Source organism: Bacillus sp. 204(2023) (assembly GCF_037027505.1).
Classification (GTDB): domain Bacteria; phylum Bacillota; class Bacilli; order Bacillales; family Bacillaceae; genus Bacillus; species Bacillus subtilis.
Map to the genome: position 1 here is coordinate 73,892 of NZ_JAXCHE010000008.1, position 18,684 is coordinate 92,575.

The following is an 18,684-nucleotide window of genomic DNA, read 5'->3' on the forward strand; positions in this document are numbered from 1 at the left end:
GCTATTGATGATTCAGTTCAATGGTGATACTGCTTTTAGCTGTCGTTTCTTCTCCCGGCTCCAGCACTTGTAAACCAGTGAGTGACGAAGGTAAATCAAGATTCACAGCGTTTGTCACCCATGTGTAAGGTTCAGGGCATAAATACCCTTGTTTTCCGTCCGCATTGTATACAACCCAATGGTTAAACTGTGCATCTGCCTTATAAATAATGCTGATATGTGCATGCTGATGATAAATGACAGCCTGATTTTCTCCGCCTCTCTTCTGATAAGAAGATAAAAAGACATCATCCAGCTGCTTGTGGCGCAAATCCATTCCTTCATGCAAAGCTTCTTTATACGGGACATCCATCAGCTTCCCGGTCGGCAGCAAGCGTTCATCCAACTCCCATTGCTGATCTGCTGTCAGGGAAAATAATGAGCTTTCTGCCGGAAATATAAATGTAGTATGATAACCAATTCCCCAAGGAAACGCTTCCTTTCCTTTGTTCATGACCGTCGCATGTTTAAATAGGGTATTCCCCTTGATCGTGTATGTCATCCGAACGACGGCATGATGAGGAAATTGCTTCTGCACATGGGGAAGCTCAGAAAGATCAATTTCTGTTTCAACAGTCACTTCTTCATCAGTTTGCTTCGTGGTCACGACATTCCACTTTTCATGGTAAAGAAACCCATGAAGATGGTTGTGTTTATCCTTCTCGTTGATATCAAAATGATACGTTCTGCCCCGGAAACTGAATGTACCGTCACTTATGCGGTTAGGGGGGAATAGGATTGGAATGCCATACAATGTTGGTGTGTCGTGAAAATTTTCTGCTGTTTCCGGTTCACGCAAAAGCTGGACTTTTGTTTTTTTGTCCACGAGAGAAATGACGTTGCTCCCCCACTCAGGGACAACAATCATTTCTAGATGTTCGTTGCCCGCTTTGATGGCCGGCGTTCCCAAATACGTGATTTTCTCAATAAAGTTTGCCATGTTTACTCAACCTCTCCTTGATTCATTGCTAGTATAAGAATTCAATGTACTGTACCATATTTCCTCCATTTTATAGTTTCCCCTATCAAATAAAAAAACACCGTTCAAACTTATGAACGGTGTGATTCGGAGGCTATTGGATGAGACGTGTGATTTGTTTCTTTTTCCAGACGAATTGATAATACCCATAAATCAACAGCAGGCTGACGGCAAACGCAGCCGGATAGCCAACCCAAACGCCGAGTATTTCAAGCTGTGTGTAGTGAGAAAGCACGAACGCGACAGGCACCTCAACTCCCCAGATTGCAAAAATACTGATGACGGTCGGCCATAAAACCGTTCCGCTTGCTCGCATCGTTGCAGAAATAATTTGGGCATTTCCAAACAGCAAATAGCTCCACAATGTAATCATCAAAAGACGGTGCGCAATGTAAAGCGTCTCTTGCTCGGTTAAAAATAACGATAAAATCTGATGTGAAAAAACATAGATCAGAATAATCAGTACGCCGCCAATAATATAATTCAGCCAAATCCCCACACGAATGACCTGCTTCAAGCGGTCAAACTCGTTCGCTCCGATCGATTGCGCAGCGAAAATAGAAACCGCAATACCAAGGCTGACGGCCGGCATCTGTACATAGCTGGCCACCTGGTTGACCACTCCGTATGCAGCTGTTGCATTAGAGCCGTAATGATTGACGAATGAAATAACCGCTATCTCTGATAATGAGACAAGAATCATATTGATGCTTGCTGGGACCCCTAGACGCAGCAGGAGAACCAGCAGTTCCTTATCCATTTTCAAATAACGACGCACTGTTTTATCAAATTGCAGCGGGTGTTTTCGCTTTCGTAAATACACCATTAACACGAGAAAAGTCGCAATCGTGGAAATGACAGTTGCATATGCCGAGCCGTATATGCCCAGTTTCGGAAATCCAAACATGCCAAGGATTAAGACAGGCAAAAGCGCAATGTTGATGACCGTGCTCACAATCAGCGTATAAAACGGTGTCTTAGAATCCCCTGTTCCACGCAAAAAGGTAGTATATGCAAAATATAAAAACATAAACGGCATAGCATAAAATAAAATACGTGCATAGTTAGCGCTGACATGAATGACATTTTCAGGTGTTCCCATTAAACGAAGAATATCGAGGGTGAAAATACTGCCGATGACGGCTAACACAACGCCTAATAAAAATGTAAACGTGAGCGTCGTCCCGACAACAGCCTTTAGCCGTTCCTCATTTTTCGCTCCATAAGCTTGTCCGATCAGAATCGAACTTCCTGAACCGATCCCAATCGTAAATGAGATTAAAAGAAAAAATAACGGGAAAAAGGATGATACAGCTGCCACTGCATCAACACCGAGCCATCTGCCTACAGCCATCATCCCGACTAGCTGGCCGACTGATTGCAGCACATTGCTCAGCAGAAGCGGCACTAAAAAGAGTGACATCGACCGCCAAACTGATGGTTTGCTTTTCTTTTGAGTTACAAGAGGTTCTTGTGATGTTTCCATATTAAAGGACTCCTTTATTTGAAATCGTTTTTAAACATGCCCTCATTTTTTGACAAAAACAGGATATGTAACATGTTATTATTCATCACTGCACATATGAAACCCTTCCCGATTCTTCTAATTTTACACATCTTTTTAGCTTATGAAGAATAAACTAGCAAGTAATGGCGTATTTTTTGTGAGTGAAAGAATAAAAAATAATTTATGCAAAAGTATTGTAATCTATCCGTAATTATTGTAACATTTGTAACATAAGAGAAAGAGATTTTGAAGGAGAGAGCGATAATGAAAAAATGTCTTCTATTTCTAACAACCATTGCACTTATTCTGTCATTAAGCACAAATGCATTTGCGAAAAATACATCAGGCGATTTATCACAAAAACAAGCATTACAGTTGGCATTATCCGCTAGAGAACATTTTTGGAACACCATGAGCGGCCACAATCCGAAGGTGAAAAAAGCAGTTTGCCCATCAGGCACATTCGAGTATCAAAATCTTCAATATGTATACATGTGCAGTGATCTAGGCACTAAAGCAAAAGCGGTGAATTATTTAACTCCTATTTTTACAAAAACAGCAATCGAAAAAGGCTTTAAAGATTATCATTTCACTGTTTCAAAAGGAAAACTTGCTGTTCCAATCGGTGACGGAGACAATCTTTTGAATTGGAAAAAATCAACTGCTAAACTGATCTCTAAAAAAGGCAGCACAATCACATACGAATTTACCGTTCCTACATTAGACGGATCCCCTTCTGCAAAACGGAAAGTGACATTCGTGAAAGAAAATAAAAAATGGAAAGTCAATCAATTTGACGCAGTTATATAAGAAAAACGCCCGGGATAAGCGGGCGTTTTTTATTTGGTCTGCATAAAGAAAGACAACAGGCGAAAAGTGCCTGTTGTCTTTTTGTGAATATAATGCTCTAGGAGAGATTCGAACTCCCGACCTGCAGTTTAGGAAACTGCTGCACTATCCGCTGTGCTACTAGAGCTTTTGGTATTTATATAGTAGCTCTGATGATCAATATTTTCAAGCGATTTGTATTAAAGCCCTCCAAAAACCTTATATGCGGCTCTAGTTGTATCTTCATCAATACCGATATACCGCATTGTAATTGATGGTGATGAATGATTCAGTATTCTCTGCAGCTCGGCGATGTCTTTCGTTCGCTGATAAAAATGATAGCCAAACGTTTTCCGGAGTGTATGCGTCCCTATCTCCTCAAGTCCGCACGCCGCAGCGGCCTCTCTTAAAATTCTGTAGGCCTGAATGCGGGAAATCGGCTTCCTGGTCCGCACTGATTTAAAAAGATATTCGTTTTCCTTCATGTCTTTCGTATACTCGTATATTTCCTGTTTCAGCGATTCTAAAATAAGAATCTTTCTTTTCTTTTTCGTTTTGCTTTCAGTCGCCCATAAATGATCTTTATTTTGAACGTCCTTCACTTGCAGCGGCAGAATATCAGAAATGCGAAGCGCGCTGTTGATGCCGAAAATAAACAGAAAATAATCCCGCTTGTTTTTGTTAAGTAAATACTGTTTGACTTCTTGGATTTTCTCTAGACTGCGAATCGGCTGTACAATATGCATCAAAAAACTCCTTAAAAACCGTCATGTAACGTTTTGAGGTCTATGTTACTATTATAGCTGAAAAACGTTGAATGTCAAAGTGCGGCGGCATTTATGTAACATAATATACATAGTGTTACATAAGCTTTTAAAAAAGCTTCTTCCAACCTTCACCCTATAAAATAAGCTTTAAAGCCTCTTATAAAGCTTTTAACCTCTTGGATACTCATCACCCTACTAATCATCAAAAATCCTCTTAAAACGAAATCTGACACTCCCAATTTTCTGGAGCTTCCGCAAAAATATACAAAAAAAGACACAATTTCAAATTGTGTCCTAATCCTCATCCTTTACATCAATATCTTCCGGGATCGGTTCATTTAATATTTCCTGCACCAGTGCTTTGTAATTCTCCAGCTGTTCGAGATGCGTTTTGAACTGTTCCTTATAAATCAAAAATTGCTCCCCGTCATGAACGGCTCTGATTTTCCCTTCGAGCACCAAGCTTTTAATATAATCCTCTGAAAGATTTGTATATTCTGCTGTTTCTTCAATCGTTAAATACATATAGCAGTCCCTTCTTAATCCGTATGCTGATTCTAATATAGCACATGGCTCATATCAATATAATCAATTTTGCACAGAAAAACGGCTTTATGTACTATATAATATACCATTTGTCACTTGTGAAAACGCTGTAATTTTTTTACGCTAAGATTGTAACAATACAGCTTCATTTAGGAGGGAGAACATGAAAAGAACGTGGAACGTCTGTTTAACAGCTCTGCTTAGTGTTCTGTTAGTCGCTGGAAGTGTCCCTTTTCACGCGGAAGCTAAAAAACCGCCCAAAAGCTACGATGAGTACAAACAAGTAGATGTTGGAAAAGACGGCATGGTTGCGACCGCACATCCTCTTGCTTCTGAAATCGGTGCTGATGTGCTGAAAAAAGGAGGAAATGCTATTGACGCAGCGGTTGCCATTCAATTTGCACTCAATGTAACAGAGCCGATGATGTCAGGTATTGGCGGCGGCGGTTTTATGATGGTGTATGACGGAAAAACGAAGGATACAACGATAATCGACAGCCGTGAGCGTGCTCCAGCAGGCGCAACTCCTGATATGTTTCTGGACGAAAACGGCAAAGCAATTCCTTTCTCTGAACGTGTAACAAAAGGTACTGCCGTTGGTGTTCCAGGCACTCTGAAAGGGCTGGAAGAAGCCTTGGATAAATGGGGAACCCGTTCGATGAAGCAATTAATTACCCCTTCTATTAAACTCGCTGAAAAAGGCTTTCCGATTGATTCGGTGTTGGCAGAGGCCATTTCTGATTATCAGGAAAAGCTTTCACGGACTGCCGCAAAAGATGTATTTTTACCAAATGGCGAACCGCTTAAAGAAGGAGATACCCTTATTCAAAAGGATTTGGCTAAAACATTTAAGCTTATTCGCTCCAAAGGCACTGACGCTTTTTATAAAGGAAAATTCGCTAAGACGCTTTCTGACACTGTCCAGGATTTCGGCGGATCAATGACGGAAAAAGATTTAGAAAATTACGACATTACAATTGATGAACCGATTTGGGGAGACTATCAAGGCTATCAAATCGCTACTACTCCTCCTCCAAGCTCCGGCGGTATTTTCTTATTGCAAATGCTGAAAATCCTTGATGATTTTAACCTTTCACAATACGATGTCCGCTCATGGGAAAAATATCAGCTGCTTGCTGAAACGATGCATTTGTCATATGCCGACCGTGCGTCTTACGCAGGTGATCCCGAATTTGTAAATGTTCCTCTCAAAGGCCTGCTTCATCCCGATTATATTAAAGAACGCCAGCAATTAATCAACCTAGATCAAGTGAATAAAAAACCGAAAGCCGGTGACCCTTGGAAATACCAAGAAGGATCAGCAAACTATAAACAAGTTGAACAGCCGAAAGACAAAGTAGAAGGCCAAACAACCCACTTTACAGTTGCTGACCGTTGGGGAAATGTTGTTTCTTACACAACAACAATCGAACAGCTATTCGGAACGGGTATTATGGTCCCTGATTACGGTGTTATTTTAAACAATGAATTAACGGATTTTGATGCGATACCAGGCGGAGCTAACGAAGTACAGCCAAACAAACGGCCTTTAAGCAGCATGACCCCGACGATTTTATTTAAGGATGACAAGCCTGTCCTCACTGTTGGATCTCCTGGCGGGGCCACGATTATTTCATCCGTTTTGCAAACCATTCTCTACCACATTGAATATGGTATGGAATTAAAAGCGGCTGTTGAAGAGCCGAGAATTTATACAAACAGCATGAGCTCTTACCGTTACGAAGACGGAGTTCCTAAAGATGTCCTCAGCAAGCTAAACGGCATGGGCCACAAATTCGGCACAAGTCCGGTGGATATCGGAAACGTGCAAAGCATATCGATCGACCATGAAAACGGCACCTTTAAAGGCGTAGCTGATTCAAGCAGAAACGGCGCGGCGATCGGCATTAATTTAAAACGTAAATAAATTAAAAAACTGTACTCGCTTCAAATGAGTACAGTTTTTTCATGCAGATCTTTAATAACAACGGGCATTGGTAATGCTCTGTATCCCTGATTGCAATCCAAAATGACAGAATGATGACTGCTTCTTTGACAAAATCTTTATTCTGCTAATGCACGTCTATCTTCATCTTTTCATTTCGTTTATCTCATCAAGAAATGTCTGAAACGCACTCGTAATAAAAAAGTCTTTCCTGTATATAAAGACGATCTCTAAGTCTTGATATGCTGGCGGCAGTTTATGAATCCATACATTTGTACGATGCTCGGAGCAGTCAACAGCGGACTTTGGGAGCAGGGCCGTACCCATCCCGGCGGAAACACCTTTTATAATAGCCCCCAATGTGCCAAACTCTATGATTTTTTGATTGTGTATGCCTGCTTCCTCTAGTAATCTTTTGACCCTGTCACGATGAGAACAGCCAGCCCCAAAAAAGAGCATCGGCTGCTGAAGCATGTCTTCTGCCGTCCCTTCTCGTGATGAAATCAAAACTAATTCATCATGGGAGACATGGAGTTGTCTAACTGCAGCGTGCTCAACCGGCCCATATACAAAAGCGCCATCAACTTTATGATCAAGAACCTGTTGAATCAAATGATGCGTATCAGCTGTGTTCACTGATAAATCCACTTCAGGAAAACGCCTGAGGAAGGATGCTGCATGCTCAGGCAGATGCGTTACCGCCGTCGTTTCCAGTGATCCGATCCGCAAAGGCCCTTTTGGTTGTCTGCTCATTCGGGTCGATTTTTCAGCTTGGTCTAACAGCGATAATACTTGATCTGCATATTGTAAAAGATTTTCTCCTGCAGCAGTCAGCTTCATTCCCCGATTCGTTCGATGAAAAAGCCTGATATTCAAATCTTCCTCAAGGTTATGCACTCTGGCTGTCACATTCGACTGAACATAATTCAGCATTTGGGCTGCTTTCGTTATGCTTCCTTCGCGAGCAACAGCCTGAAAAATCTTTAAATCTCCGCTTTCCACGCGCTCTCACCTGCTTGCTATGATGAAAAGTGATAGTGGCTATCATATTTGTTCATTTTACTCGAAGAAAACCGCTATGTAAAATATGTAAAGATATGAAAATACAATTCAATGAGGAGGCAGACAGCATGAAAGCTGTAATTCACAACGGAAAAGCCGGTCTTCTGGGGTTATCAGTTCAGGACGTTCCATCAACAAAGCCTGGATACGGAGAGGTAAAGGTTAAATTGAAATCTGCAGGCCTGAATCATCGTGACTTGTTTCTTATGAAAAACAAATCTGAACAAGATCCTCACATGATACTGGGTTCTGACGGCGCGGGTATCATCGAAGAGATTGGTGAAGGCGTGAAAAATGTTGCTGTTCAGACAGAAGTAGTCATTTTCCCGACATTGAACTGGGATTTGACAGAAAATGTTCCACCTGTACCTGAGATTCTGGGAGGTCCTTCGGACGGAACACTTGCTGAATATGTGATCATTCCTTCACAAAATGCAATCAAAAAACCTGCTTATTTATCTTGGGAAGAAGCGGGCGTTCTACCTTTATCCGCTTTAACCGCATATCGGGCTCTGTTTACAAAGGGGCAATTAAAAAAAGGCGAGCATCTATTGATACCCGGCATCGGCAGCGGTGTGGCAACCTACGCTTTATTGATGGCTAAAGCGATTGGGGCAACAGTAAGCGTGACCTCCCGCAGTGAGGAGAAAAGAAAAAGGGCGCTGCAATTAGGTGCTGATTACGCATTTGACAGCTACAACAATTGGGATGAGCAGTTGCAGGGAAAAAAGATAGATGTTGTTCTTGACAGCATAGGACCTGCCCTCTTTTCGGAATACTTCCGCCATGTAAAACCAAATGGCCGTATTGTCAGCTTTGGGGCAAGCTCAGGGGATAATCTCAGTTTTCCGGTGCGTTCTTTATTCTTTCCTCAGGTCAATGTTTTGGGAACCTCGATGGGAAGCGGTGAGGAATTTCAAGCTATGCTCGCTTTCATTGACAAACATAAGCTGCGGCCTGTAATTGACCGGATATATCCTTTAGAAAAAGCATATGAAGCATATAAAAGAATGCAGGAAGGCAGACAGTTTGGAAACATCGGGATCGTAATGGAATAAAAAAAGAAACCGGCTGGCAGCCAGACCGGTTTCTCTTATATGATAATCCCCTTTATTTACGGAAGAACTGAACTCCCCATCAAATATCGATCCACTTCCCGCGCCACTTCCCGGCCTTCATTAATCGCCCATACGATTAAGCTTTGGCCTCTTCTTGCATCCCCTGCGGCGAATACACCATCGATATTTGTTTGATAATCCCCATATGCTGCACTGATTTTGTTATTTACTGAATCAACACCGAACTGTTTCAACAGCGGCTGTTCTGTGCCTTCAAAGCCGATAGCGATAAAGACAAGCTGAGCAGGCCATACTTTTTCCGTTCCAGGCAGCTCGCGGAACTCGTATTTTCCATGCTCATTTTTCACTTTTTCCATTTGGATGGTATGAAGCTCTTTCAGCTTTCCGTTTTTATCCGCAACCATTTTTGTCGTTTGAATGGAGTATTCTCTCGGATCTCTTCCGAATTTTGCTTCTGCTTCCTCGTATGCATATTCAAGCGTAAAGACGTGTGGCTGTTCAGGCCACATATTGTCATTCGTGCGGGCTGGCGGAAGTTTCGGGTGTTTTCCGAATTGGTGCACACTTTTGGCTTTTTGACGCAGAGCGGTAGCCACACAGTCAGCTCCTGTATCTCCGCCTCCGATTACGATGACATCCTTCCCTTTAGCATCAATGAATTGCTTGTCTTTAAAATTAGAATCTAAATAGCTTTTTGTTGCAAGTGTCAGGTAGTCCATCGCGTAATGGACTCCTTTTGAGTTGCGTCCTTCAATTAAGAGGTCCCGCTGTTTTTGAGCGCCTGTGCACAGGATCACAGCATCAAATTGCTCCTTTAGCTCATCAGCTGTAATGTCAACACCGATTTCTGTGTTCGTGACAAAATCAATTCCTTCTTGCGTCAGCAATTTAATTCGGCGTTCTACAATGCCCTTCTCTAGCTTCATGTTTGGAATGCCGTATGTTAAAAGGCCGCCCGCTCTGTCTGCTCGTTCAAAAACAGTGACGGAATGTCCCGCTTGATTCAGCTGGTCAGCACTCGCCAGTCCGGCTGGGCCTGACCCGACGATGGCCACTTTTTTGCCTGTTCGTTTTTTAGGAATTCTAGGTTGGATCCAGCCGTTCTCAAATCCTTTATCGATAATGGTTCGCTCGATATTTTTAATTGAAACGGCCGGGTCTGAAATCGCTAAAGTGCATGATCCTTCACAAGGAGCGGGACATACCCGCCCTGTGAATTCAGGAAAGTTGTTTGTTTTCAACAGACGTTCCAATGCTTCCTTCCATCTGCCCCGGTAGACAAGATCATTCCATTCAGGAATTAAGTTGTAAATCGGACAGCCGGATGTAAATCCGTTAATGTCCGCACCGATCTGGCAAAACGGTGTACCGCAATCCATACACCGTGCCCCTTGCCGTTTCGATGCTTCTTCTGAAAAAGGAGCAGAATATTCTTTCCAATCCTTTAAGCGAGTGAGAGGGTCCCGCTCCGCAGGTTTTTCTCGTTTGATCTCCATAAATCCAGTTGGTTTCCCCATGTTCCTCTCCCCTTCCTTACTGTACTACCGCTTGTTTTTGTCCCGATGCTGCTGTATTCTGCTTTGGCTTCGTGTTGGCCTCAAAAGCGAACATGATGGCTTCTTCATCTGATAAACCTGCAGCTTTTTGCTCTTCGATGCTTGCGAGCATTTGTTTATAGTTTTTCGGAATGACTTTGACGAATTTTTTCACACTGTCTTCCCATTGATCTAGCAGATCTTCTGCTTTTTGGCTGTTTGTATACGCAGTATGTCTTTCAAGCATTGCTTTGATTTGCTGGATTTCTTTCTCATCCTCTAATGATTCAAATAAAATCATCTCAAGGTTGCATTTGCGTTTAAACGCTTTGATATCTTCGGCCAGTACATAAGCGATTCCGCCGGACATACCTGCCGCAAAGTTTTTTCCTACATCACCGAGAACGACAACGCTGCCGCCAGTCATGTATTCACAGCCGTGGTCGCCGATGCCTTCTACAACTACGTTCACACCGCTGTTTCGAACGGCAAAGCGTTCACCAGCACGTCCGTTAATATATGCTTCTCCGCTTGTCGCACCGTAAAAAGCCACGTTGCCGATAATGACATTGTCATCCGAAGCAGAGTTGAATCCTTCTGGTGACTTGACGATGATTTTTCCGCCAGAAAGCCCTTTTCCGACGTAATCATTTGAGTCTCCGTCCAAATAAAGCGTCATCCCTTTAGGAACGAAAGCTCCAAAGCTTTGGCCGGCTGATCCGGTAAAGTGCAGCTTGATTGTATCTTCAGGAAGCCCTTCTTCTCCGTAGTACTTTGAGATTTCACTGCCGGTTATCGTTCCGGCTACACGATTTGTATTATTGATTTCAATCGAAATATCAGCTTCTTTTCCAGATTCGATGGCTTCTTGTACAGCGGGGAGAATTGTTGTGATATCAAGCGATTGATCAATTTTATGATTTTGCGGAGCTTGGAATGTCCGCACCCCTTCAGGCTGATAAAGAAGTGTAGATAAATCAAGCTGGCTTGCTTTCCAGTGCCCCTTCGCCCGTTCACTTACATGAAGTACATCAGTGCGGCCGATCATTTCATCAAATGTCTTGAAGCCTAACGCAGCCATGTACTCACGAACTTCTTCAGCAATGAACATCATATAATTCACAATATGATCAGGATCACCCATGAATTTTTTGCGAAGCTCTGGATTTTGTGTCGCTACTCCGACAGGGCATGTATCCAAATGGCAGGCACGCATCATGACACAGCCGAGTACAACTAACGGAGCCGTTGCGAAACCAAATTCTTCGGCGCCGAGCAAGGCAGCCATCACAACGTCGCGGCCCGTCATGAGCTTTCCGTCTGTTTCTAATACAACACGGTCACGAAGTCCGTTCAGCATTAGTGTTTGATGTGCTTCTGCAAGGCCAAGCTCCCACGGAAGCCCTGTATGTTTAATACTGGTTTTCGGAGAAGCGCCTGTACCTCCGTCATAGCCGCTGATCACAATGACATCTGCAGTCGCTTTGGCAACACCTGCAGCGATTGTTCCTACACCTGCTTTTGACACCAGCTTTACGCTGATTCTTGCGCCACGGTTGGCATTTTTCAAATCGTGGATCAGCTGGGCTAAATCCTCAATCGAATAAATATCGTGATGCGGAGGCGGCGAGATTAATCCGACTCCTGGCGTTGACCCGCGGACATCGGCAACCCATGGATATACCTTGTTGCCAGGAAGCTGCCCGCCTTCACCCGGCTTAGCACCTTGAGCCATTTTAATCTGCAGCTCGTCAGCATTGACGAGGTAATGGCTTTTGACACCAAACCGTCCGGATGCAATTTGTTTGATCGCACTTCTTCTATCATCGCCGTTCTCATCTGGAACAAAGCGTTTGGGATCTTCTCCGCCTTCACCGCTGTTGCTTTTTCCTCCAAGACGGTTCATTGCGATTGCTAAAGCTTCGTGCGCTTCCTTACTCAAGGACCCGAATGACATCGCACCCGTTTTAAAACGTTTGACAATCGATTCAGCGGATTCAACCTCCTCCAACTTCAAAGGCTTGCGGTTTCCGTCAAATGCGAACAAGTTCCGCAAAAATCCGATGCGTTCTTCATCAGCCGCTTTTGTATACTGTTTAAACAGATTGTAATCATTTCTGCGGCACGCCCATTGCAAAGTATGAATCGTTTTCGGATTAAACGCATGATGCTCTCCGCCATTTCTCCATTGGAAGTCACTTCCCGGTTCAAGCGTTTTGCTGTAATCATCCTGATACGCTTCCCGGTGGCGGCGCTGTGCCTCTTCTGCAATTGTTTGTAAATCGATGCCGCCTAGCTGTGATGCAGTACCTGTGAAATAGCGGTCGATCACATCGCGGCTGATTCCTACAGCCTCAAAGATTTGGGCGCCTCTGTAGCTTTGCACAGTTGAAATTCCCATCTTGGACATCACTTTTACGACGCCCTCAGTAATGCTTTTTCCATATTTGCTAACCGCTTCTTCATAGCTGATATCCAAACGGCCTTCATCAATTTCCTGCTTGTAGGTCGCATAAGCGAGATAAGGGTTAATCGCATCTGCGCCATAACCGATTAACGCTGCAAAGTGATGCACTTCACGTGCTTCTCCCGATTCCACAATAATGCTGACCTTCGTACGCAGCCCTTTGCGGATTAAGTGCTGGTGCAGCGCGCTTACTGCCAGAAGCGGCGGAATTGGTGTCAGTCGTTCATTCATCTTTTTGTCTGATAAAATTAACAAACTTACGCCTTGGCTGATGGCTTTCTCTGCCTGTGTGAACATGTCCTTTAATCCGCGTTCAAGATCCTCTGAAAACAGCACATCAATTTTTTGGCTTTTTAAATCAGGATGAACAATCGTTTTCAATGCGTAAAACTGTTCATTGGATAAAACAGGTGTATACAGTTTAATCCGGCGAACATTTCGTTCACTTGGATGAAGAAGATCGCCTTCCGCACCGAGCCAAGTCATTGTTGAAGTGACAAGCTGCTCACGAATCGCGTCGATTGGCGGGTTTGTTACTTGTGCAAACAGCTGTTTAAAGTAGTTAAACAGTGATTGCGCTCGGTCAGAAAGTACAGCAAGCGGCGCGTCATTCCCCATTGAACCAAGGGGATCTTTGCCTTCTTTAATAACAGGAATTAGATATTTTTGGATATCCTCATATGTGTATCCGAATGCCTTCTGGCGAGTAAGAAGATCACTAAATTGTTCTTCCTCTCTTGACTCCGGATCAGGATTTACTTGTACAAGCTCTTCTTCAAGCCATTTTTGGTACGGATACTCAGTTGCAATTTGTGTTTTGACTTCTTCATCGGAGATAATACGGCCTTCTTCCAGGTCGATTAAAAGCATTTTCCCAGGCTCAAGGCGGTTTTTATATAAAACGTTCTCCTGTTCAACTTCAATAACGCCTACTTCAGATGAGAAAATAATATAATCATCTTTTGTAACATAATAACGGGCCGGACGGAGACCATTCCGGTCAAGGATCGCCCCGATTTGTTTACCGTCAGTAAATGAAATGGCTGTCGGTCCGTCCCAAGGCTCCATCAGGGAGCTATGGTACTCGTAGAACGCCCTTTTTTCCTTGGACATATGCGTATTTTCCGTCCAAGGCTCTGGAATGAGCATCATTGCCGTATGTGCCGGTTTGCGTCCAGCCATCACAAAAAACTCAAATGCGTTATCCAAAATGGAAGAGTCACTGCCATCAGCATTGAGGATCGGCAAAATCTTGTTTAAGTCCTCACCGAAGCTTTCAGAAACAAATTGCTGCTCACGTGCTCTCATCCAGTTGATATTTCCGCGAAGGGTGTTAATTTCACCGTTGTGAACCAAATAGCGGTTAGGATGCGCTCTTTCCCATGTAGGGAATGTATTGGTACTGAAGCGTGAATGAACAAGCGCAAAAGCAGAAACGAATGCTTCGTCTTGCAGATCAGAATAAAATGCATCAACCTGTTCAGGTGTTAAAAGGCCTTTGTAAACAATGGTCTGGCTTGAAAGACTGGCAAAATAAAAATCAAGACCTTCCGTTACTCCCCAATTTTCAGCCTGTTTACGAATGACATACAATTTTCGTTCAAAAGATAAATTGTCCTTTAGATCAGAACTTGCGCCGATAAATACCTGACGGACAAACGGAGAGCTTTTTTGCGCCACTGTTCCGATTTTTCCGACATTTACAGGTACAGTTCTCCATCCAAGAACGACTTGGCCTTCTTGTTCAATCAGTGCATTGATTTGCTTTTCAATTTTTTTTCTTTCATCTTCTTTCTGTGAGAAAAAGACCATTCCTACCCCGTAACGTTCTTTTTCTGGCAGATTGATGTCTTTGCACTCTTTTCTAAAGAAAGCATCAGGGATTTGAACCAGTAAGCCGGCTCCGTCTCCTGTATCCGGATCACTGCCTTGCCCTCCTCTATGGTCTAGCTGGCAAAGCATCTTAAGTCCTTGTTTGACAATGGCGTGAGTCTGCTTGCCCTTTAAGTGTGCATATAGGCCGATTCCGCATGCATCATGTTCAAATTCAGGGCGGTAGAGACCTTGAGCTTTTGGCATTTGATTGTACGTCATAATTCCTCTCCCCCGATCAATTTCCGATAATACCGGTCATAAAATCTAACAACTCTATAATCATTGTAGGTTTTCAAAACGATATAAACAATATATAATTTAGATCAAAAGAATCTCAAAATGAGATAGATGGATGTGAGACAAACATGGAGCTGCGCCAACTGCGTTATTTCATGGAGGTGGCTGAAAGAGAACACGTTTCAGAAGCCGCTGATCATTTGCATGTGGCCCAATCAGCAATCAGCAGACAAATTGCCAATCTTGAAGAAGAATTAAATGTGACCTTATTTGAGCGTGAAGGGAGAAATATCAAACTCACGCCAATCGGAAAAGAATTTTTGATTCATGTGAAAACGGCGATGAAAGCCATTGATTATGCGAAAGAGCAAATTGATGAGTATCTTGACCCGCATCGCGGAACGGTAAAGATCGGCTTTCCTACAAGCCTCGCCAGCCAGCTTTTGCCGACTGTCATTTCAGCGTTTAAAGAAGAATATCCGCACGTCGAATTTTTGTTGCGCCAAGGCTCCTATAAGTTTCTGATTGAAGCTGTCAGAAACCGCGATATTGATCTGGCCTTATTAGGACCGGTGCCGACGAATTTCTCTGACATAACGGGAAAAATATTATTTACTGAAAAAATTTACGCGCTTGTTCCATTAAATCATCCGCTTGCTAAACAAAAAACGGTTCATTTAATCGATTTGCGCAACGACCAATTTGTATTGTTCCCGGAAGGATTTGTACTTAGAGAGATGGCAATCGATACTTGCAAACAAGCAGGCTTTGCTCCTCTCGTTTCCACGGAGGGTGAGGATTTGGATGCTATCAAAGGGTTAGTGTCCGCAGGAATGGGCGTTACCCTTCTGCCTGAAAGTACTTTTGCTGAAACAACACCTCGTTTTACTGTGAAAATTCCAATTGAGTTCCCTCAAGTAAAACGGACTGTCGGAATCATTAAACCGAAAAATAGAGAGCTTGCGCCTTCTGCGAATGATTTTTATGAGTTTGTCATTCAATTTTTCTCTAAGCTGGAGCAGTATCAATAAAAAAATGAACCCGAGCTTCTATATAGAAGCTTCGGGTTTTTTTCTGCAAATTAATTTACAGGTAAAGAAAAATCCACATGGCAAACAAATGCTTCCTGATCAATTAGAGCTCTGTTTGTCAGTTCCTTTTTCTTTTCCGGTTCTTGAAGCTGTACAGAAGAGTAATTGACGATTCCAAGGCCGATTTCCGTCCCTTTTGAATCCATCAGCCGAACAACTGAACCGCTTTTGAATTTCCCTTTAATCTTCTGTACACCGTCCAGGTATAAACTCGATTGGCCGTTTGTTATTTTTCGTGAACAATCATCTGATAAAATCATTTCACCTTCCGGGCCGGAATTAAAAGCGATCCATTGCTCCTTTTGATTCAACGGAAGCGTTCCTTCTGCTTCAAAATAGGTGCCTTCCGCCTGTTCATGAACGGCGTGGTATAAAATATCGCCAGCATCTGCCTGACCTAGGAAACCTTTAATGCCAGACGCCATTACAATTTTAAACGCATCAAGCTTAGAGCGCATGCCGCCGGTGCCAACGATGCTTCCCGTGTCACCTGCGCATGCTTCGATGTCAGGTGTTATTTCACTCACCCGCTGTATCCTTTTCGCTTCTGGATTTGTGCGCGGATTGCCGTCATATAATCCGTCTATATCTGATAAAATCACAAGCATATCTGCATCAATCAATCCTGCGACTTTTGCCGCGAGTGTATCATTGTCGCCAAACTTGAGCCGATTGACGGTAACTGTGTCATTTTCGTTTATGATCGGGATGATGCCGCGCTCGAGCAGTACATTCATTGTATTCCTAACATTGTTGTATCGATATTCATCAGAAAAATCGCTTCTCGTAATTAAAATTTGGGATGCGACATAGCCGTGTGCCAAGAACAGCTTTGAATAAGCCTCCATCAGCAATCCCTGGCCGATTGAAGCTGATGCTTGTTTTTCTGGAAGCTTCTCGGGCCTTTGGATAAATCCGAGCTTCCGATATCCCGCCGCCACTGCGCCTGAGGAAACCAAAATCACTTCATAACCGGCGTCTTTGAGTTTGACGACCTGGTCGACCAGCGCTTCTAATTTTCGAATGCTGATTTCTCCATGAAGGCTTGTTAATGAACTGCTTCCAATCTTCACAACGACTCTTTTCATGCTTGTATCAGGCGTCACTTTATCACTCCTGATAGCGGCGCTGCAGTTTTTTCGATATCTTCGCTGATTTCCTTTGAACGCTTAGCCGCATGCTTTATCGCTTGAGAAATCGCTTCTCCGCCGCCGCTCTTTTTCAAGGCTTGCAGCCCCGCTGCTGTCGTTCCGTTCGGTGACGTGATATTATCTCTTAAAACTTCAGGCTGTTCTCCTGTTTCCATGAGCATTTTTGCGGCACCTAAAAGTGTCTGTGCGCCGATGCTTCGAGATAACTGTTTATCGAGGCCCGCTTCCTCGCCTGTCTTTTCAATGAATTCCATTAAATAATAAAAATACGCGGGTCCGCTGCCTGCAATTCCGGTGAATATATCCATTTGATTTTCTTGGATTGTATAGACTTCGCCCATGCATCCGAGCAATGCTTCGGCCAGCTTCTTCAGGTCTTCCGACACATATTTGCCAAGGGCAATAGCTGTTGCAGAAGCGCCAATCATACTGGAAGTGTTGGGCATCACTCTGACAACCGGCTGTTCATTAAGCAATGATTGTTCAATAAAAGAGGTAGTTATGCCGGCAAGGACCGACAATATTAATTGATGGGGTTGAATACGTGATTTTAGTGATGACAGAGCGTTTTCGGCGTCTTTTGGCTTCATTGCCAAAATGAGCACATCCATGTCTTCAATACATAGTTGGTTCGGCAAGGCGCCTTTAATGCCATATTGAAGTTCAAGTTCAGTTAATCGCTCTGTATTGCTGCGGTTTGTAACGCAGATGTTTTGTTTCGGGATTTTGTTGGCACGAACGATACCTGATATCATTCCTTCCGCCATAGATCCTGCTCCTATAAAGGCTACTTTCTTTTGATCAAAGATCGGTAACATCTCCTTTGTTCGCTTTTTTGTTCGCATTTTCACACGTTTAAAATGTTACCACGTGAGGAAATGATGTCAAGTTTGAAGGCCATTATTGATTTGTATTGTTTCTTTTCGACAAATATGTATAATGAAAAGCAGAAAACACCCGGTTCATACTGCTGCGCCGGGTGTTTGTTTCTATTAAAAATTATCTGAGAGAGCTTTTTCAATCAGTTTTTTACAGCGATCCAGCTCTACCTTCAGCTGTTTTTTATATAGCTTGGCAGCTTCGTAATCTTTAAATTGATAGAGGACGACTTCCTGGAGCTTAGCCCCTTCTTTTTTTACTTTAATTTGTTTTAGTATCCCGTCATCAAGAAGCTCATGCAAAGACCGGTATACTTCTGTATGATTTGGTTTAAAACCAATCTCTTTAAATTCAGACCGAAGTACTTCAAGCAGCTTTAACCCATAGAGTCTCTCTTGCTCTGTCATCGTTATCATATAAAGCTTCAAAAATGCACGCTGTTTCACTAAAAAGCCTGTTGAACTCCTTTTTTCTTCTTTCATCATATGCACTCCTTCTTCTGCCACTGACAACACTATGTACTAAATATTCAATTTTCTTTTATTGTTTTCCTTCTTTATATTAAATACTGATAGTCCAGTCATTTCATGTTTACTGATTATAGGTGTAGCGGAAAAAATAAATTCCAACTGAACATTTGGTACATAGTTTTATTAGTTCTATTATAGCCTGCATTCACTGCTATCTTCAATTTAAA

Annotated in this window: 14 protein-coding genes and 1 tRNA gene; 4 read left to right on the forward strand and 11 right to left on the reverse strand. The window is 43.0% G+C overall.

What is annotated here, in order from left to right:
• Position 1 precedes the first annotated feature (1 nt).
• The gene (galM, locus tag WA279_RS16055) at positions 2 to 979 is read right to left on the reverse strand and encodes an aldose 1-epimerase (RefSeq protein ID WP_336155973.1); all 978 of its coding nucleotides are present in this window, start codon (positions 977 to 979) and stop codon (positions 2 to 4) included.
• Between the two features lie 133 nt (positions 980 to 1,112).
• Complete coding sequence (locus WA279_RS16060; protein WP_251187700.1) at positions 1,113 to 2,504, reverse strand: MATE family efflux transporter; 1,392 nt, start codon at positions 2,502 to 2,504, stop codon at positions 1,113 to 1,115.
• Between the two features lie 285 nt (positions 2,505 to 2,789).
• Between WA279_RS16060 and iseA the strand changes: the two genes are divergently transcribed.
• Positions 2,790 to 3,335, forward strand: a complete 546-nt coding sequence (gene iseA, locus WA279_RS16065) for a DL-endopeptidase inhibitor IseA (protein ID WP_004399558.1) — start codon at positions 2,790 to 2,792, stop codon at positions 3,333 to 3,335.
• A 93-nt stretch (positions 3,336 to 3,428) separates the two neighbouring features.
• Here iseA and WA279_RS16070 read toward each other — a convergent pair.
• The 3 genes from WA279_RS16070 to WA279_RS16080 form a co-directional block, all read right to left on the reverse strand.
• Positions 3,429 to 3,501: transfer RNA gene (locus WA279_RS16070), tRNA-Arg, on the reverse strand.
• A 52-nt stretch (positions 3,502 to 3,553) separates the two neighbouring features.
• Positions 3,554 to 4,099 carry a site-specific integrase gene (locus tag WA279_RS16075; protein WP_003231473.1) on the reverse strand — a complete coding sequence of 182 codons (546 nt, stop codon included), beginning with the start codon at positions 4,097 to 4,099 and terminating at the stop codon, positions 3,554 to 3,556.
• A 315-nt stretch (positions 4,100 to 4,414) separates the two neighbouring features.
• Complete coding sequence (locus WA279_RS16080; RefSeq protein ID WP_003231472.1) at positions 4,415 to 4,645, reverse strand: excisionase family DNA-binding protein; 231 nt, start codon at positions 4,643 to 4,645, stop codon at positions 4,415 to 4,417.
• Between the two features lie 184 nt (positions 4,646 to 4,829).
• On the opposite strand from WA279_RS16080, the gene ggt reads away from it, so the two are divergent.
• Positions 4,830 to 6,593 (forward strand): gamma-glutamyltransferase, encoded by a 1,764-nt coding sequence (gene ggt, locus WA279_RS16085; RefSeq protein WP_014476980.1) that lies wholly within the window; start codon positions 4,830 to 4,832, stop codon positions 6,591 to 6,593.
• 162 nt (positions 6,594 to 6,755) lie between these two features.
• Here ggt and yofA read toward each other — a convergent pair whose 3' ends face one another.
• Entirely contained in the window at positions 6,756 to 7,613 is an 858-nt protein-coding gene (gene yofA / locus WA279_RS16090) for a LysR family transcriptional regulator YofA (protein WP_336155976.1), read from the reverse strand.
• Positions 7,614 to 7,741: 128 nt separating this feature from the next.
• Here yofA and WA279_RS16095 point away from each other — a divergent pair, with 128 nt between their 5' ends.
• Positions 7,742 to 8,731 carry a zinc-binding dehydrogenase gene (locus WA279_RS16095; protein WP_336155978.1) on the forward strand — a complete coding sequence of 330 codons (990 nt, stop codon included), beginning with the start codon at positions 7,742 to 7,744 and terminating at the stop codon, positions 8,729 to 8,731.
• A 56-nt stretch (positions 8,732 to 8,787) separates the two neighbouring features.
• Here WA279_RS16095 and gltD read toward each other — a convergent pair whose 3' ends face one another.
• Complete coding sequence (gene gltD, locus WA279_RS16100) at positions 8,788 to 10,269, reverse strand: glutamate synthase small subunit (protein WP_121591904.1); 1,482 nt, start codon at positions 10,267 to 10,269, stop codon at positions 8,788 to 8,790.
• A gap of 16 nt (positions 10,270 to 10,285) precedes the next feature.
• Entirely contained in the window at positions 10,286 to 14,848 is a 4,563-nt protein-coding gene (gene gltB / locus WA279_RS16105; protein ID WP_336155981.1) for a glutamate synthase large subunit, read from the reverse strand.
• A 146-nt stretch (positions 14,849 to 14,994) separates the two neighbouring features.
• Here gltB and gltC point away from each other — a divergent pair, with 146 nt between their 5' ends.
• Positions 14,995 to 15,897 (forward strand): glutamate biosynthesis transcriptional regulator GltC, encoded by a 903-nt coding sequence (gltC, locus tag WA279_RS16110; RefSeq protein WP_004399246.1) that lies wholly within the window; start codon positions 14,995 to 14,997, stop codon positions 15,895 to 15,897.
• A gap of 50 nt (positions 15,898 to 15,947) precedes the next feature.
• On the opposite strand, the gene proB is transcribed toward gltC, so the two are convergent.
• The 3 genes from proB to rtp all read right to left on the reverse strand — a co-directional run bounded on the left by proB (position 15,948) and on the right by rtp (position 18,469).
• A complete protein-coding gene (gene proB, locus WA279_RS16115; protein ID WP_042975927.1) occupies positions 15,948 to 17,063 on the reverse strand; it encodes a glutamate 5-kinase in 1,116 nt (371 codons plus the stop codon).
• On the reverse strand, positions 17,060 to 17,953 hold the full coding sequence (gene proC, locus WA279_RS16120; protein WP_133954588.1) for a pyrroline-5-carboxylate reductase: 894 nt from the start codon (positions 17,951 to 17,953) through the stop codon (positions 17,060 to 17,062). Before proC ends, proB begins: the two co-directional genes overlap by 4 nt.
• Before the next feature lie 147 nt (positions 17,954 to 18,100).
• Positions 18,101 to 18,469 carry a replication termination protein gene (rtp, locus tag WA279_RS16125; RefSeq protein ID WP_003220337.1) on the reverse strand — a complete coding sequence of 123 codons (369 nt, stop codon included), beginning with the start codon at positions 18,467 to 18,469 and terminating at the stop codon, positions 18,101 to 18,103.
• Positions 18,470 to 18,684 lie beyond the last annotated feature (215 nt).

What these genes read in the sequence shown, in the direction of transcription:
- galM (WP_336155973.1), bottom strand. Translation starts at nt 979, where the DNA reads ATGGCAAACTTTATTGAGAAAATCACGTATTTGGGAACGCCGGCCATC.
- WA279_RS16060 (WP_251187700.1), bottom strand. Translation starts at nt 2,504, where the DNA reads ATGGAAACATCACAAGAACCTCTTGTAACTCAAAAGAAAAGCAAACCA.
- iseA (WP_004399558.1), top strand. Translation starts at nt 2,790, where the DNA reads ATGAAAAAATGTCTTCTATTTCTAACAACCATTGCACTTATTCTGTCA.
- WA279_RS16075 (WP_003231473.1), bottom strand. Translation starts at nt 4,099, where the DNA reads ATGCATATTGTACAGCCGATTCGCAGTCTAGAGAAAATCCAAGAAGTC.
- WA279_RS16080 (WP_003231472.1), bottom strand. Translation starts at nt 4,645, where the DNA reads ATGTATTTAACGATTGAAGAAACAGCAGAATATACAAATCTTTCAGAG.
- ggt (WP_014476980.1), top strand. Translation starts at nt 4,830, where the DNA reads ATGAAAAGAACGTGGAACGTCTGTTTAACAGCTCTGCTTAGTGTTCTG.
- WA279_RS16095 (WP_336155978.1), top strand. Translation starts at nt 7,742, where the DNA reads ATGAAAGCTGTAATTCACAACGGAAAAGCCGGTCTTCTGGGGTTATCA.
- gltD (WP_121591904.1), bottom strand. Translation starts at nt 10,269, where the DNA reads ATGGGGAAACCAACTGGATTTATGGAGATCAAACGAGAAAAACCTGCG.
- gltB (WP_336155981.1), bottom strand. Translation starts at nt 14,848, where the DNA reads ATGACGTACAATCAAATGCCAAAAGCTCAAGGTCTCTACCGCCCTGAA.
- gltC (WP_004399246.1), top strand. Translation starts at nt 14,995, where the DNA reads ATGGAGCTGCGCCAACTGCGTTATTTCATGGAGGTGGCTGAAAGAGAA.
- proC (WP_133954588.1), bottom strand. Translation starts at nt 17,953, where the DNA reads ATGCGAACAAAAAAGCGAACAAAGGAGATGTTACCGATCTTTGATCAA.
- rtp (WP_003220337.1), bottom strand. Translation starts at nt 18,469, where the DNA reads ATGAAAGAAGAAAAAAGGAGTTCAACAGGCTTTTTAGTGAAACAGCGT.